Raw genomic sequence first — 14,802 nt, 5'->3', positions numbered from 1 at the left:
TCGGCGCGCCCCTCAGCCAGGGAGGTTGACGAGCGTCCCGTTCAGCGCGGCCCGGATCTCCTCGCGCTTCGCGGCGTCCAGGTCGCGGACGTTCACCAGCCAGTTCGGCCCCCGGACCAGCGCCCCGCCGCCGAGCCACCCGGCCAGGCGCTCACGCACACCGCTGCCGTCCGGGAAGCCGATCGTGATCAGCTCTTTCCCGCCTCCGACTTCGCAGCGGTCCTGGCTGGTCGCCGGGGGTGCGGCGGCCTCGGCCTTGCAGGACTCCGCGTCGACCAGACCATGCCGGGCGAGTGTCGTCACGATGCCGGTCGCGCTGAGCCGCTGAGGGGCGCTGGGCGTGGACGGCGCCGAGGTGGGCGTCGGCTCGTCGTCCCGCGCGAGCAGGACCAGCGCCGCGGCCAGGCAGAGCGCCAGGACGGCCACGGCCGCCAGAGCGACGACCAGGACGGCGGACGGGCGGCGGGGCGTCGATGCGACCACGTGGGCCTCCAGCGGATAGGGGCGATCCGTCCCCGTATCCTGCGGCCCTGGTCGGCGTGGTGGGGGGCGAACGGTGCGTGCGGCCACCTGCGGACATGCGACCTCGCCCGCTGGTGAGAAGGCGTGAGAGGGCCCCGGAACACCACAGGTCAGGACGGTGCGCCGGGGCCGCATCTGATCAATGGTCAGGTGCTCGTCGGGACCGTGAGGGCCATCAGCGCGACCCGAACTGGGCGAGCTGCGGGTTGCGGGCGTTGCGGTCGGCGGCCTTTCGCTGGACGACGTCGAGCAGCTCGCGCTCGGACCACACGGACCCGGCGACGTGGAAGTTCTGGTTCGTGACGTGGATGATCGTTGCGGCGGGCGGCGCGATCGGAAGTTGCGCGTACGTCTTCGGCGGCGGGGCGATGCTGTACGACCCCTGCTCGACTGCGCGCGGCCCGCGCCCGCCCACGGTGGTGCGGGTCGTGTCGCGCGACGAGGTGACCCGGGGGGCGCTGGCCCCGACCTTGTTCATGAGGGCGAGAACCGGCCCGAACGCGCGCGTCGCGACGGCGTTCATCACGAACTCGCCGTTGCTGAGCCGGGCGAGGATCGAGTCCGAGGTGGACGTCCCGGGCCCCCGCACCGGCCCGCCGCCCGGGAACCCGGGAATCGAGCCGACCGGGCCGCCCATCGCGTACCCGACCGGGCCGCCCGCCGCGCGCCCCTGAAGGGTCCGCACGGCGATCTGCGCGACCTGAGAGTTGATCCATGCGACCATCTCGCGGACTTTTCTCCGCGCCGCCTCCGTGTCCGCATCGACCCTCATATTTCGCTTCATCGGGATGCTCTTGGCCGCGTCCCGAACGCCGTACAGCTTGTTCGCCGTCGAGACAGCTTCGCTGCGCGTGTACCCCATGGCGAGCGCCGTCTTGACGAACTTCGCGCGTGCGGCCTCCATGTAGCGTGCGACTTCCTGAGCGCTTTTGCCGTTGTCGCGCATCTTCACCGCAGCGTCTTGTGCGGTGGTGGCCAAGTTGCTGAGGGCCTGCTCGTTCGCGTTGCCCTTCGCCGTCATGTAGCCATGAGCTCGCCCGTTCTCGCGCAGGCTCTGATTCACCTGCATCACGGCCTGGCCGTAGCTAGCCATGGCCTCGCGGTAGCCAAGTTCCTTTCCAGCGAGCGCGTCCAATGACGCTTTCAGCCGCTGCGCGGACTGGCTAGCGAGACGCATAATCTGCTGCGATGCCGACTGTGCCGTGTTCGCCTTACCAGTCGACGCCGCCGCCGCGTTGTAGGCACCCTCGACCGCATCGACGGCCTGGGCGATGTCGGCCATCGAACCCGTGACCTCGCCGCCCGCCCCGCCCGCAGCGTCCTTGATCTGGTTGAACCAGTGCACGACCCCCGTCGCAGGAACAACCGAATTGAAGCGGGTCAGCATGGCAATCGCCTGCTCGCCCCATTTGACCAGCGTCGAAAGATCCGTCGCCAGTTCGGCAATCGACTCCGGATTGTCCGCCACCGCATCCGCGATGTCGGTCAGGCCGGTCGCGATGTTCCCGAGGATCTCGTCCATCTGCGGGCCGAGGACACCCAGAACCCGCGTGAAGGCACCGCCAAACGCATCAAGGGTCGCACGGAAGTACAACGCCCCATCGGCCACCGACTGAAAGAACTCTTCGACGACGGGTGCCATCTCGGCGAAAACGGGGGCCAGGTTGAACTGGTCGAAAGTGTTCTCAGTAATATCCGCGATATGGACGAGCGTGTCCTCCCACGGCTCAGCCCATTCCTGCACGGTGGTGACGATGTGCTTCTTCAGGCCGGAGAACTCGGCCTGCACCTCCTTGGACTTCGACGCCGCCATGATGGCGATGCCCGAGAGTCCGGCGCCAAACGCCAACGTCATGGCGCCGCCGGCCAGCGACGCCGCTAGCGGGAGCAGCGCCAGCATGACCTGGATCTTGCCGCCGGACGCCGTCGCGATATCGGCGATGCTGCCGAACGCCTTCTTCCCTCTGCTCTCGATCTCGCGGAAGGAGTGCTCGGCGTCGTCGCCGAAGCCGCCGTACTCCTCCCTCAGGCGTCGCAGCAGCGCGTTGTGTTCCTTGACCTGCCCCGATGCGCGCAGCATCGCCAGGCGCTGCGCTGCGGCCGCCCGCGCCGCTTCCCGCGCGAGTTCCTGGTACTGCTCGGCCTCGTTGTCGACCTGCTGCGCGGAGGCGCGGGCCGCCCTCGCTTGGGCCATCTCCGCGCGTTCCAGGTCGCGCTGCGCCTTGGCGGCGGCGCGGGCGGCGCGCTCGACGTCGCCTGTCCCTTCGGCCAGGCGCTCGGCTTCACGAGCGGCCTTGGCCTGCGAGCGGGCCGCGCGCTCGGCCGCCTCCTGGGCGGCGTGGCCCATCCGCTGGACGGCCTCGCGCGCCTCCGACTGCGTATCGCCGAAGTGGTCGGCCTCGCGCGCCGCGCGCTCCAAATTGCGGACGTACTCGTCAACGTCCGCGACGTAGCGCTCAATGACGTCCGGGAGATCACTGGCCACGGACGGGCGCCTCACGTGTGAGCCGGGCGCCCGCGAGCTTCCCGAGCGCCTCGGCCACCGCTCGCGCGTCTCCGCTCGTCAGGGCGGCGTACAGCAGGCCGTCTGGGTCGGCGTCGGAGATGCCGAGTGCGGACGGGGGGACTTCGACCGGCCGGTCAGGGCCTTCGGCCGTGAGCGCTTCGGCGAGGCCGGTCATGCTGGCGCGCATCTCGGCGAGCTTGGCCATTTCGCCCGTGAGGGTGCGCGCCAGCTCGGCGACAGAATTCACGTTGGCCGTGATCTTGCTGGCCATGTTCCGCTCACGGGTGAGCAGTCCAGGCAGCAGGCGCCGGAACGCCTGAATGCCGGTCTCGGGGCGGCGCCTGGTCCTCGCGCTCATGCCGCGCCGTGCATCCCGTGAGCCTGCGCGCGTGCATGGTCGCGGGTGGCGTCGTCCGCCGCCCGCCGGAGGCCGATCAGCGCGCGTTCCTCGGCCGGCGCGGGCGGCTGCCAGAACGCGCGCCGCTCCCACCCTCCCGCGACCGTCGCGCCGCCCGCGATGTCCGCGCGCAGCGCGCGCAGCTCGGCGACCAACTCCTCGTTCTGCGTCGCCTTCGCCCACTCGTCCAGCACCGAGCGCTGCCCGTCGTCCTCGGCCGCGGCGAGCACGCCCCGCATCTGCATGTCATCGCCGTACTTCAGCGCGTCGGCTAGCATCCGGCACCGCTCCTCCAGGCCCACACTGCGGGCCTGCGCGAGCGCCGTCCGGAACGCCGTCGCGAGGACCGCCCGGTCCGCTGCCGACGCGTCCTCGTCAGGCTCGGGGCCGACCGGCACGCGGGAAGCGAGCCAGTTCAGCCGTGCCCGGCGCCGCTCGTACAGGTCGTCACGCAGCCGCGCCAGCTCGGCGCACAGCGCCTCGTGTGCAGCGACGATCTGCTCGGCCTTCGCCAGGTCGGACAGCATCACGTCCCCGCGGATCGCGTTGACCCGCTCGGGGTAGGCGTTCTGCGCGTCCAGTGCGCCCGTGATGGACGGGTCCTCGCGGATCTCCGGGAGTGGGCGGGGTCTACTCTGCCCCGTCGCGGCGAGGTGGGAGCGCGGGAAAGCTGTCACGGCGAGCGTCCGTCCGGCGGGCCGCGACCAGCGCGGCGGCATCCTCGGCGAGCCACAAGCCGCGGCCCGCCGGTGCGATGCCGGCCTGACGGGCGAGCCGCCGTGCATGGCGCTCGGACACCCCGAGGCGTCCGGCGAGCCCGCCCGTCGTAACCAGCGCGGCATCACTCGGCGAGGATGCGCCGATGTCCGAAGATGTCCGCGCGGTGAGTCCGTTCGCGGACACGTACGCCAGTCCGGCCGCCCGGAGCGCGACCAGCGCGGCAGCGACGTCGGGGCGTACTCGGCCGCCGTCCGCGCGGTGACGGGCCAGCTCGGCGCGCAGGACGCGCCACAACGGTTCGCAGACGGAGGCGGGGAGGAAGACGCCGCCCGCCTGGATTACGGCCGGTTCGGCATCTGACAATGCATCAGGTATGCCACGATCACGCCCCGTCTCACCTGCGGTGACGTCTGGTCGTCTCACGTCTTCTCACTCGCCCGCTCGCGTCGCGTCCGCAATGAGATCGCACAGCATCTCCGCCAGCTCGTCCGGGGAGACAGCCAGCTCCGCCCCATAGGCGCAGATCGCGCGCCCGACGCCCAGGACGAGCACGACCAGGGCGTCGCGTCGCTCGGCGTTCGTCAGGTCATCGGCGAGAAGCTCGACGTCGTCCTGGGCGCCTCGGACGGACGCCGTGAGCGCAGCCAGCGGCCACGTACGCAGGTCAACCACCGGACTCGCCTCCGTCGATGGCGTGCGCGACCACGCCCAGGGCATCGCCCAACTGGCTGAGCATCGACTTGGCGTCCTCGACGTCGGTACCGCTGTCGACCGCCTCCATCCGGGCGGCCGAGGCCGTCAGCGTCGAGAACGCGCCCGCGAGCGCCTTCACGTCATGCGCCGGCGGGACCGCGACGCGAGTCGTCACCGTCACGCCGTTCGTCGCCGTGCCCGTCGCGTCGTACCCGTCCGGCGCCTCCAGCCGATCCAGGACGGCGCCCGCCTGGTCGTACGCGCGCGCGATCAGCGACGCCCGCCGCGCGCGGTTGTCGACCTGCTTCGCCGCGACCGCGACGGCCGTCCGTGACCGGTCGAACGACAGCTCGGCCGCATCGGCGATCCGGCGGATCGTGTCGGGCGACCGGCCGAGGTCACGCGCGATCGCGCCGCGGCTCCAGCCCAGCGCGTGCAGCTCGGCGACGCGGGCGCGCTCGGCGCCCGTCACGCGGCCTTGCGCGCGTGCGGGCCGATCGTCTGAGCGATGCGTCATCAGGGCGTGCCTCCGCACTTGGTTTCGTGGGCGTTGGATTCGAGCGGCCATCCACAATCGGGGCAGTCGGAGGCGGGAGCACCAGGGCGGCCTGCCGCCGCCCATTCGCCGGGACCGTAAACACCCGGGATGCCGGATGCAGGGGCGGGTGCCGGGTGCGGTGTGGTGTCCGTGCTGTCCAGAAGTGGTGGTGTGGTGCTGTGGGCTATAACAGCACCCACAGCACCACCTTCCGGTGTGGTGCACCGCACTTCACAGCACCCCACCGCACCGGCCTTTCCCGGGTAGTGGAGCTGCGCTCGGTTGGGCCCGGTGTGGATGTGGATGAGGTCTCGCTGGACGGCTTTGTCTCGGGCCGCGAGGATCTTGTGATCGTCGCCCGTGATCTCCTTGCACAGCGCGTTCCTGCTGAGCTTGGGACTGGCCGTGACGGCGTCGACCACGAGCTGGACGAGGCCCTCGGCGGCGGCGTCCTGCCGTGATCCCTCCGTGAGGGAGAGGCGTCGGGCGTGCTGGTCGTAGACGAGCAGACCCTCCGGCTGGTCGACGTCCCGCCCGAACGCCGTGAAGTACCGGGCGGACGCCGGATCCTCGTTCTGCCGGACGAGCCGCCACGTCACGTCGGGCCAGTCCAGGAGGCGGCTGTCGCCGCGTGAGCGTTCGCCCTGGTGGCCCATGTGGTGGATAAGCAGGGCTTCCGAGACGTTCGCCTCGTCGAGGAGGGCGTCGAACGCGACGAGGAACCGGCCTGCTTCCTTGTGTTCGTCCAGGCCGAGGGCGTCCAGGACGGGGCGGAGGCAGTCGAACACGACCACGTTTGCCTCCACGGTGCGGAGGTGCTGTGCCCAGCGGGATCGCACTTCGCGATCAAGGAGGTCGAACGTGCCGACCTTCCCCCGCAGCGGGAGAACGGCGACGCGGTTCGGGTTGGCGATTCTCTGCTCGCGAAGCCAGCGGCGGAGGGTGCGCTCGTCGAGTTCGTTGTCGATGACGGCGACGCGACCGGCCGGGGGTTCGACGGCGAAGGCGCCGAGGAAGTCCTCCTTGTCGACCAGGGCGCGGACGAGGTTGTCGCGCAGGGTGGTCTTGCCGCTCTTGTACTGCGCGGCGGCGACGACGCGTCCGCCGATGGGCCAGAGGCGATCGACGCGGTACCGGACGGGTTCGTCCTCGACGGTGAGGAACTCGTCCAGGAGGACGAAGCCCGGACCGACGTCGGCGGCGGCCGGTGGGGTGATGCCGCTGAGGTCGACGGCAAGGCGCTCCAGGATGTCGCCGGGGTCGTGGCCGGACTCGATGCCTTGGCGGACCCGGTCGCTGACGGCCTGCAACGCGCGCAGGGTGCTCGTTCGCTGCACGATGCCGACGTAGTGCGCGACCTCGCGGGGGCCAGGCGCACGCTCGATGAGTGTGTGCAGATACGGACCGTCTACCCCGCGCACTGCACCGGCCCCTCCGAGCATGTCGAGCACGGCCACGGGCCCAGTCGGGGCCCCGCGCCCGTGCAACTCGATCAGCGCGGTCCAGATGTCCTGGTGTGCCGGGCGGTAGAACGCTCGGGCGGTAAGTTGTTCGGCGGCTTCGATCGCGGTCGGCGAGAGCATCGCGGCCCCGAGGACGCATTGCTCTGCGCCGATGTCGTGCGGCGGCTCGCGGGGGTCGATGCCCGGATTGTTCACGCGTGCCTCCGGTAGCGGCCAGGCCGGTAGATCAGGCGGCGGGCGCTCGGCCAGCGGAGGGCCTCCTCGTCGATCTGGCGATCGATCTCGATGTGAAGCATCGCGCGCAGGAACTCCAGGGCCTCGGCCGCGCCGGACTCCGGGTCGTGTTCGCCGCTGACCTCGGCGCCGCGGCGGATCCGCTCAGCGACGGCGTCCCGCGCGGGTTCGATTGTCGCGCCGTAGCGGTGGATCGCGTCATCCGGCCGGGGGGATGGAGTGCAGCCGGGGCCATTGGGGGGTAGCCTGCGAGCCATCGTCGTTGTCCTTGTCCGGGACGTCGTGTGCGCTGGCCGCCCCGCCGGGGGCGGCCTCGCTCGTTTCGGGGGCGTGTAGGGGGATGCCGAGTTTGCGCATCAGGTCCGTGGTCAGCACGCGGGTCACGCTGCCGACCGTGAGGGACTCGACGGGGAACTCGCCGCGCTTCGCCAGTTCGTAGCCGTACGAGCGGCTGATGCCGATCGCGCGCGAGGCGGTCGCGACATCGACCGTGGCGGGCCATTTCCGGATGTCGTCAGCGGTCGGGCCAGTGCCAACGGGCGCACCTGCCGCGCGGATCGCTTCGTCGCTCACGGCGTCTCCCGGATGGCCTGCTCCAGCTCGTCCAGCAGGCGCCTGTAGGCGATGGCGTGCTCGTGCCGGGGCGTCACCCGCCCTTGCTCCCATCGCTGGACGGCTCCGGCGGTGACGCCGAGAGAGGCGGCCATGGTCCGGAGGGGGATGCCAGCCTCGCGGCGGATGCGCTGCCGCACATCGGGCGGGGGAAGGCGTGCAGCGCGAACCCTGTCCGCTAGTCGGCCGGGCGCTGCGACTGTCGAGTCTGCAAGCTCGGTGATCGTCATGAGTCGAGCGTAGGGCAGGAAACGGTCACTCCACAACCGAGCCAGCGGACTCGACATACCCGAGTTCGCAAAAGTCGACACAGATGCAACATGAGCCGTAGCATCTGACGCGTGGACTCAAGTACCGACGTGACGTGGCTCGGCCGACACGAGGCTCTGCGCTTCCCTCCCAGCGGCTCGACCTGGGCGAAAGCGGGATGGGCCGCCTACTTCTCCGAGACGACCCGCGAGGCCGGATCTCACGCGCCGGTGCTGCTGCGCTTCGGACGGCACTCCAATGGGGAGTTCGCGGCGTTCGGGCCCTCGATCAGAGCGCCCCTGGTCGTCCACGAGCTGATCGTTCGGGTGGGGGCCGCGGGCGGAACATTCCTCGCCGCCCTGGTCCGCGATTTGCCGTTTGCCCAACTGGAGGCCGCGGCGAACCTCCGCGTGTTCCAGCGGACGGACCCGCCGGGCGAGGACGAGTTCCCGTTCGTCAACTTCGCCGGCCCGCCCAGGCCGTTGGATGGCACGGGCGCCGAGTGGACGCAGTTCCCGGACGGGCAGCGCAGGCAGCGCGGCCCCTCCCTGAAGCTGCGCGTCCCGCCGCCCGGGAAGCGGCCGGACAGCTTCTATGAGCAGGTCGCCGAACGGTACCTGTGGCTCGCCTCGCAGGGGCCCAAGCCCGCCGAGGCCCTGGCGCGAGCACAGGTCGATGAAGTCTCCCCGTCCACGGTGCATCTGTGGGTGAGGGAGGCCCGCCGGCGCGGCATCCTGCCGCCCGGCCAGCGTGGCAAGGGGACGTCCCCCCAGGAAGGACAGGATTAGGTGGCAGACGACACGATCAAGACCGTCGTGCTGAAGAACGGCAAGAAGCGGTATCGCTTCGTGATCGACATCGGCCCGGACCCGAAGACGGGCAGGCGCCGCCAGAAGACCTACACCTTCGACAAGAGGACGGAGGCGAAGAACGAGCGCGACCGTATCCGCAACCAGCGTGCGCAGGGCACCTTCGTCGCGCCGTCCAAGGTCACCGTGAACGAGATCATCGACAGCTATCTCGCGGTGGCGACTCTGGAGGCGCGACGCAACACCAAGACGAACTATCAGCACTCCTTCCGGTGCGTGCGCGAGCGGCTCGGCGACATGCCCGCCCAGGGCGTGACCGTGGCTCACATCGTTGCCCTCGTGAAGTACATGCAGTCGTCCGGGCGCAAGCGGGGCGGGAAGCCAGGGACCGGGCTATCCGGCCGGTCGGTGAACCTCACTCTCGGGCGCCTTCGGGCGGCGTTCGAACTCGGCGTGCAGGAGGGGAGGCTCGCGCGGAACGTCGCTGCCCTGGTGAAGAACGTCAGCTACCAGCAGCCGGAGCGGAAGACGTGGACGAAGGGCGAGGTGCACACGTTCCTCAAGGCGATCGACAAGACGCGCCTTGAGGTCGCGTGGCGGCTCTCGCTGTACGGCCTGCGCCGGGGGGAGGTTCTCGGCCTGCGCCGCGAGGACGTCAGGCTCAAGGCCCGGAAGCTGAAGGTCGTCCAGACGCGCGTGATGTGCGACTCCGAGGTCATCATCGAACCGCCGAAGTCCCGCAACGGCGAGCGCGAGCTGCCGATCGACGACGAGCTCGCGGCGGCCCTGGAGCGGCTGTACAAGCTCCAGAGCGCCGAGGCCGAGAAGGCCGGGGCGGCATATCAGGACGGCCTCGCCGAGCTGGAGTGGTACGAGGGCGGGCAGTACCTCGTCACGGACGAGCTGGGCATCCCGGTTCACCCGGAGTGGTACTCGGACGAGTTCGGGCGTGTGCTGAAGCGGGCGGGCCTGCGCCGGATCACCCTGCACGACTCACGGCACACCACCCTGAGCCTGATGGAGAAGGCCGGAGTGCCGATCTCCGTCATCAGCAAGTGGGCCGGTCACTTCGACTCGGCGTTCACGCAGAACACCTATGTGCACGCCAACCCCGAGGATCTCGCGGCCGGTGGTGAGGCGCTCGCGATGCTCCACAAGATCAGTTAGGCATGTGAGAAATTGTGAGACGAACGGCCCTAGACGATCTTCAGGGCCCCGCCTCACGAGTGTGAAACTGGACCCTGACCTGCGTCGACTCTGTCGGGACGGCGGGATTTGAACCCACGACCCCTTGACCCCCAGTCAAGTGCGCTGCCAAACTGCGCTACGTCCCGGTGCCTGGCGGAGCAGGCGTGATTACTCTAGCGCAGTCCGAGGGTGTGTGCGTACCGGGTTACAACGGGTCCCAGGGGCGGGGGCGCCTTCCTTGCCGGGTGTACCACCGTCCCCCGGCCCGCAGGGGTCGGCGGCGGGGCCAGGGGGACGGTGGTCGGGCGGTTCAGTCTTCGATTCTCGTGGGCCACCAGATGCGTTTGCCCGCGTCCAGCGCCAGGGCGGGGACGAGGAGGCTGCGGACGACCAGGGTGTCCAGGAGGACGCCTCCGGCGATGAGCAGGCCCTGCTGGAGGGCGCCGACGGTCGGGAGGACGACCAGGACGCTGAAGGTGGCGGCGAGGACGAGGCCGGCGCTGGTGATGACGCCGCCGGTGAGGCTCAGGCCGTCGCGGATTCCCGCCCGGTGACCGTGGAGGTGGGCCTCCTCCCTCGCGCGGGACATCAGGAAGATCGTGTAGTCGATGCCCAGGGCGACCAGGAACAGGAAGCCGAACAGCAGGAGGCCGCGGTCGATGTGCGGGTGGCCGAGCGCCCGGTAGAGCAGGCCCGCAAGGCCGAGGGCCGCGCCGTAGGAGAGGACGACGGAGGCGATCAGCAGCAGCGACGCGGTGACGGCGCGCAGCAGCAGGACGAGCATGGCCAGGACCACGGCGAGGATCAGCGGGATGAGGACGGCCTCTTCGGTGCCCTGGGCGTGCGAGGTGTCCAGGGCGACGGCGGTCTGCCCGCCGACGACGGCCCCGCTGCCGTCCAGGGCGTCGCGGACGCGGGTGACGGTGGCGCGGGCCGAGGGGGTGTCGGGTTCGTCGGCGAAGACGGCGGTCAGGTGGGTGTAGCCGCCCGATGAGCGTTCCTTGGCAACGGCGGCCACACCGGGGACCTTGGCGGCGCGGGCCACGGTCGTCGCGGCCTGGGCGTCGGCGACGTAGATGTCGGCGGGTTCGGACGAGCCCGCGGCGAAGTGGCGGCCGATCTGGCGCTGTCCCGCGATGGCGTCGGTGGTCTTGGTGAACTGCTCGTCCAGGCGCTGGCCGGAGTCCAGGGTGAACGACGCCGCCGCCAGGGCGGCCAGGACCAGGGCGGTGCCGACCCAGATCCGGCGCGGCCTCGCGTCGATGGCCGTGGCCAGGCGCCGCCAAGGGCCGCCGTCGGACCGGGTCGCCTGGACGGTGGGGCGCCTGGGCCAGAACACCCAGCGGCCGAGGCAGATCAGCAGGGCGGGCAGCAGGGAGACGGCGGCCAGGCAGACGACGGCGACGCCGATCGCGATGACCGGGCCGAGGCCCTGGGTGTTGTTCATCTTCCCGAAGACCAGGCACAGCGATGCGATCACGACGGTGGCGGCCGAGGCGGTGACGGCGGGCAGGCAGCGGTGCAGCGCGTGCGCCATCGCCTCGTGCCGGTCGGCGCGCCGGCCCAGCTCCTCGCGGTAGCGGGCGATGAGGAGCAGCGCGTAGTCGGTCCCGACGCCGAGCGCGAGCACGGTCAGGACGTAGCTGGACTGGCCGTCCACCTTCAGGTCCGCGTGCTTGGCGAGCAGGTAGACCACGCCCATGGCGATCCAGGTGCCGAGGAACGTGGCCAGCAGGGGCACCAGCCACAGCACGGGGCTGCGGTAGGTGACCAGGAGGACGAGGGTGACGATCGCCAGCGTGACGCCGAGGAGGGCGCCGTCCATGCCGGAGTAGGCGTCGATGTAGTCGGCGATGGTGCCCGCCTGGCCGGTGACGCGGATGTCCAGCCCGGACGGCGCGCCGGCCGAGGTGGTCTTCCTCAGCTTGTCCACGGCGTCGCCCAGCACCGTGTTGTCGTTGGAGGCCATCGGGACGGGCGCGCTGAACAGGACCGCCTTGCCGTCGGCGGACCTGGTGGCCGCGGTCGCGCCGGGCGCCGTCCGGCGATCGGCGTCGGCCTTGGCCAGGTCGGCCGGGGTGAGCCCGCCGTCGCGGGTGTAGACGACGACGGCGGTGGCGCGGTCGTGGTCGGCGAAGTGCCGTTCGGCGATCTCGACGGCGCGGGTGGACTGGGAGTCGGCGGGCAGCCAGGACGCCGGGTCGTTGTCCTGCACCTGGGAGAGCTTGGCGGCGAAGCCGCCGGCGACCATCAGGACGAGCACCCAGGCGGCCAGGACCGCCCATTTGGAGCGCCTGCCGGTGACGGCGGCGATGTAGCGGTTCCAGCGGGACGGGGGGAGCGGCGCGGGCGCCGGTCCTTGCGGTCGGCTCACGGACGTGTCGGTCATGTACATCTCACAAGAGGTGGCCGGGAGGAGCGGCATGCGCTCTCCTCGAACGTTTGTGCGGTCTTCGCGTTGACAAGTGCCGCCCGTGAGGTGTGACCGCCGTTCGAGGTGACCTGGGTCACAGCCTGATGGTGATCGGCGTCATAGCGGCGTCCGGTCACAGGGAGCGCCCCGCCGAGGTCAGGGAGGGGAACGCGGAGCACCCCGCTCCCGAACTGCCCCAGGTGGTGCGACCCCATGACCGACACATCCGGCGACCCGTTCGTCGCCGAGGAGTTCGAACGCCTCCGGCCGCATCTGCGGTCGGTCGCCTACCGCGTGCTCGGTTCGCTGACCGAGGCCGAGGACGCCGTCCAGGAGGCGTGGCTGCGGCTGCACCGCTCCGACCGGGCGGAGATCGACAATCTGGGCGGCTGGCTGACCACCGTGGTCGCCAGGGTCAGCCTCACCCTGCTGAAGGCGCGCCGGAGCCGCCGCGAGAGCGGCCTGGCCGAGCTCGCCGAGTGCCTGCCGGACCCGATCGTCACGCCGGTGGACGGCACGCCCTCCCCGGAGGAGGCGGTGCTGCTGGCCGACTCGCTCGGGCTGGCGCTGCTGGTGGTGCTCGACACGCTCACGCCCACCGAGCGCCTGACCTTCGTCCTGCACGACATGTTCGGCGTGGGCTACGACGAGATCGCGCGGATGGTGGAGCGCTCCCCCGAGGCCGCGCGCAAGGCCGCCAGCCGGGCCCGGCGGCGGGTGCGCGGCAGCGGTGCCGTGCCCGATCCGGACCCGGCGCGCCAGCGCGCGGTCGTGGACGCCTTCCTGGCCGCCACCCGCGACGGCGACATCGCGGGGCTCGTGCGCGTCCTCGCGCCCGACGTCGTGCTGCGCGCCGACACCGGGATCCTGCGCGTCGTCGCCGGAGCGCCGGCGGTGGCGCAGCAGGCGGCGGTGTTCCGCCGGCTGGCGCACGACACCCGGCCCGTCCTCGTGAACGGCGTCGCCGGGCTCGCCAACGGCGCCGCCGTGATGGCCTTCACCGTCCGGGACGGCCTGATCACCGAGATCGACATCCTCGGCGACAAGGAGCGCCTGGCCCGCCTGGATTTGACCTTCCCCGACGACGAGACCCTTCCCGAAGGAGCGCGGTGAGCATGCGAGACGGCATCCTGGACGACCTGCGCGACCGTGTCGCCGGACCGGTGCTGCTGCCCGGCGACGCCGGCTACGAGGCGGCCCGCACGCCGTGGAACCTGTCCGTCGACCAGCGGGTGGACGCGGTCGTGGAGGCCGCCCACGCGGACGACGTGGTCGCGGCCGTGCGGTTCGCGCGCGAGCGCGGGCTCGGTGTGAGCGCCCAGCCGAGCGGGCACGGCGCGGCACCGCTCGCCGGCGGCACGATCCTCCTGCGCACCGGCGCGCTGGACGAGGTGTCCTTCGAACCCGGCAGGGCCGCCATCCGCGTCGGCGCCGGGGTGCCCTGGTCGCGCGTCCAGGAGGTCGCGTCCCCGCACGGGCTGACCGGCCTGCTCGGCAGCGCCCCCCACACCAGCGTCGTCGGCTACACCCTCGGCGGCGGCCTGTCGTGGTTCTCGCGCCGGTGGGGCCGCGCGTCCGACCATGTCACCGCGTTCGACGTGGTCACCGCCGACGGTGAGACCGCGCGGGTGGAGGCCGAGAGCGACCCGGAGCTGTTCTGGGCGCTGCGCGGAGGCGGCGGCGACTTCGCGATCGTCACCGCGATGGAGTTCGGCCTCCAGGAGGCGGGGCTCGTCCACGGCGGCCAGATGATGTGGCCCGGCGCGAAGGCCGCCGCGGTGCTGGCCGCCTTCCGCGAGGTGACCTGGAACGCCCCGCCCGAGCTGACCGTGTGGCTGCGCCTGTTCCGGCCGCCCGTCCCGGACGGGGAGCCGATGGTCATCGTGGACTCCGCCTTCCTCGGTGCCGCCCACGAGGCCGAGCGGCTGCTGAAGCCGCTGGCGGCCGCGGGCGCGCCCGTGCTCGACACCCGCCGGGGGCGGCGGCCCGCGGACCTCGGCGACATCACCGGGGACCCCGTCGATCCCTCGCCCCTGCGCGCCCGCACCGAGATGCTGACCGACCTGGACGACACGACGCTGTACGCGCTGGCGGGGGCCGCGCGGGACCTGCCGCCGCTCGTCGCCGTCCAGATCCGCCACCTGGACGGGGCGCTGACCGCCTCGACGGGCGCCGCCGGGCCGATCGGGGACCCGTTCCTGATCTCCATGATGGCCGTCCCGTTCGGCCCGCCCGAGCCCGGCCTCGCCCGGCGCCGGGCGCTCGCCGACGCGCTGTCGCTGAGCGGCGGGCCGAAGCCGTTCACGCTGCTCGCGCCCGAGGAGGCGGCCGCGGCGGCGTTCGCGCCGCGCGCCCTGGACCGGCTGCGGGCGATCAAGCACGAACGCGACCCGGACCGGGTCGTGCGCTCCAACCACCCGGTGCTCGGCTGAGCCCGGCCTCCCCTCACATGCGGAAC

The 14,802-nt window shown here is 71.6% G+C and carries 16 protein-coding genes and 1 tRNA gene; 4 read left to right on the top strand and 13 right to left on the bottom strand.

The window, feature by feature from the left end; genetic code table 11:
• Positions 1-12 precede the first annotated feature (12 nt).
• The 11 genes from GNZ18_RS20635 to GNZ18_RS44040 all read right to left on the bottom strand — a co-directional run bounded on the left by GNZ18_RS20635 (position 13) and on the right by GNZ18_RS44040 (position 7,915).
• Positions 13-483, bottom strand: a complete 471-nt coding sequence (locus GNZ18_RS20635; RefSeq protein ID WP_156218182.1) for a hypothetical protein — start codon at positions 481-483, stop codon at positions 13-15.
• A 214-nt stretch (positions 484-697) separates the two neighbouring features.
• Entirely contained in the window at positions 698-3,007 is a 2,310-nt protein-coding gene (locus GNZ18_RS20630) for a hypothetical protein (RefSeq protein ID WP_156218181.1), read from the bottom strand.
• Complete coding sequence (locus GNZ18_RS20625; RefSeq protein WP_156218180.1) at positions 2,997-3,299, bottom strand: hypothetical protein; 303 nt, start codon at positions 3,297-3,299, stop codon at positions 2,997-2,999. The genes GNZ18_RS20630 and GNZ18_RS20625 overlap by 11 nt, the downstream gene beginning before the upstream one ends.
• 83 nt (positions 3,300-3,382) lie before the next feature.
• The gene (locus tag GNZ18_RS20620) at positions 3,383-4,102 is read right to left on the bottom strand and encodes a hypothetical protein (RefSeq protein WP_156218179.1); all 720 of its coding nucleotides are present in this window, start codon (positions 4,100-4,102) and stop codon (positions 3,383-3,385) included.
• Positions 4,056-4,508 (bottom strand): hypothetical protein, encoded by a 453-nt coding sequence (locus GNZ18_RS20615; protein ID WP_156218178.1) that lies wholly within the window; start codon positions 4,506-4,508, stop codon positions 4,056-4,058. Before GNZ18_RS20615 ends, GNZ18_RS20620 begins: the two co-directional genes overlap by 47 nt.
• A gap of 66 nt (positions 4,509-4,574) precedes the next feature.
• On the bottom strand, positions 4,575-4,817 hold the full coding sequence (locus GNZ18_RS20610; protein WP_156218177.1) for a hypothetical protein: 243 nt from the start codon (positions 4,815-4,817) through the stop codon (positions 4,575-4,577).
• On the bottom strand, positions 4,810-5,355 hold the full coding sequence (locus GNZ18_RS20605; RefSeq protein WP_173390839.1) for a helix-turn-helix domain-containing protein: 546 nt from the start codon (positions 5,353-5,355) through the stop codon (positions 4,810-4,812). The genes GNZ18_RS20610 and GNZ18_RS20605 overlap by 8 nt, the downstream gene beginning before the upstream one ends.
• On the bottom strand, positions 5,355-7,034 hold the full coding sequence (locus tag GNZ18_RS20600; protein WP_156218175.1) for an AAA family ATPase: 1,680 nt from the start codon (positions 7,032-7,034) through the stop codon (positions 5,355-5,357). Before GNZ18_RS20600 ends, GNZ18_RS20605 begins: the two co-directional genes overlap by 1 nt.
• Complete coding sequence (locus GNZ18_RS20595) at positions 7,031-7,330, bottom strand: hypothetical protein (protein ID WP_156218174.1); 300 nt, start codon at positions 7,328-7,330, stop codon at positions 7,031-7,033. The genes GNZ18_RS20600 and GNZ18_RS20595 overlap by 4 nt, the downstream gene beginning before the upstream one ends.
• Positions 7,272-7,646: a hypothetical protein gene (locus tag GNZ18_RS41295; protein WP_216651381.1), complete on the bottom strand. Its 375-nt coding sequence runs from the start codon at positions 7,644-7,646 to the stop codon at positions 7,272-7,274. The genes GNZ18_RS20595 and GNZ18_RS41295 overlap by 59 nt, the downstream gene beginning before the upstream one ends.
• The gene (locus GNZ18_RS44040) at positions 7,643-7,915 is read right to left on the bottom strand and encodes a helix-turn-helix domain-containing protein (protein ID WP_376766276.1); all 273 of its coding nucleotides are present in this window, start codon (positions 7,913-7,915) and stop codon (positions 7,643-7,645) included. Before GNZ18_RS44040 ends, GNZ18_RS41295 begins: the two co-directional genes overlap by 4 nt.
• Before the next feature lie 111 nt (positions 7,916-8,026).
• Here GNZ18_RS44040 and GNZ18_RS20580 point away from each other — a divergent pair, with 111 nt between their 5' ends.
• Together GNZ18_RS20580 and GNZ18_RS20575 are read left to right on the top strand one after the other, a co-directional pair.
• Complete coding sequence (locus GNZ18_RS20580) at positions 8,027-8,722, top strand: hypothetical protein (RefSeq protein ID WP_156218172.1); 696 nt, start codon at positions 8,027-8,029, stop codon at positions 8,720-8,722.
• Positions 8,723-9,910: a tyrosine-type recombinase/integrase gene (locus tag GNZ18_RS20575; RefSeq protein ID WP_216651380.1), complete on the top strand. Its 1,188-nt coding sequence runs from the start codon at positions 8,723-8,725 to the stop codon at positions 9,908-9,910.
• A gap of 93 nt (positions 9,911-10,003) precedes the next feature.
• On the opposite strand, the gene GNZ18_RS20570 is transcribed toward GNZ18_RS20575, so the two are convergent.
• Positions 10,004-10,077, bottom strand: a tRNA-Pro gene (locus GNZ18_RS20570).
• Positions 10,078-10,241: 164 nt separating this feature from the next.
• Positions 10,242-12,320: an MMPL family transporter gene (locus GNZ18_RS20565; protein ID WP_156218171.1), complete on the bottom strand. Its 2,079-nt coding sequence runs from the start codon at positions 12,318-12,320 to the stop codon at positions 10,242-10,244.
• Positions 12,321-12,557: 237 nt separating this feature from the next.
• Here GNZ18_RS20565 and GNZ18_RS20560 point away from each other — a divergent pair, with 237 nt between their 5' ends.
• Both GNZ18_RS20560 and GNZ18_RS20555 read left to right on the top strand, forming a co-directional pair.
• Positions 12,558-13,457 carry a sigma-70 family RNA polymerase sigma factor gene (locus GNZ18_RS20560; RefSeq protein WP_156218170.1) on the top strand — a complete coding sequence of 300 codons (900 nt, stop codon included), beginning with the start codon at positions 12,558-12,560 and terminating at the stop codon, positions 13,455-13,457.
• A 2-nt stretch (positions 13,458-13,459) separates the two neighbouring features.
• Positions 13,460-14,776 carry an FAD-binding oxidoreductase gene (locus tag GNZ18_RS20555; protein WP_156218456.1) on the top strand — a complete coding sequence of 439 codons (1,317 nt, stop codon included), beginning with the start codon at positions 13,460-13,462 and terminating at the stop codon, positions 14,774-14,776.
• The last annotated feature ends 26 nt before the right edge of the window (positions 14,777-14,802 follow it).

Origin of the sequence: Actinomadura litoris, assembly GCF_009733595.1 — a bacterium.
GTDB lineage: Bacteria > Actinomycetota > Actinomycetes > Streptosporangiales > Streptosporangiaceae > Spirillospora > Spirillospora litoris.
The sequence above is the reverse complement of the archived record's forward strand: the minus strand, read 5'-3'. Positions and strand labels throughout refer to the sequence as shown.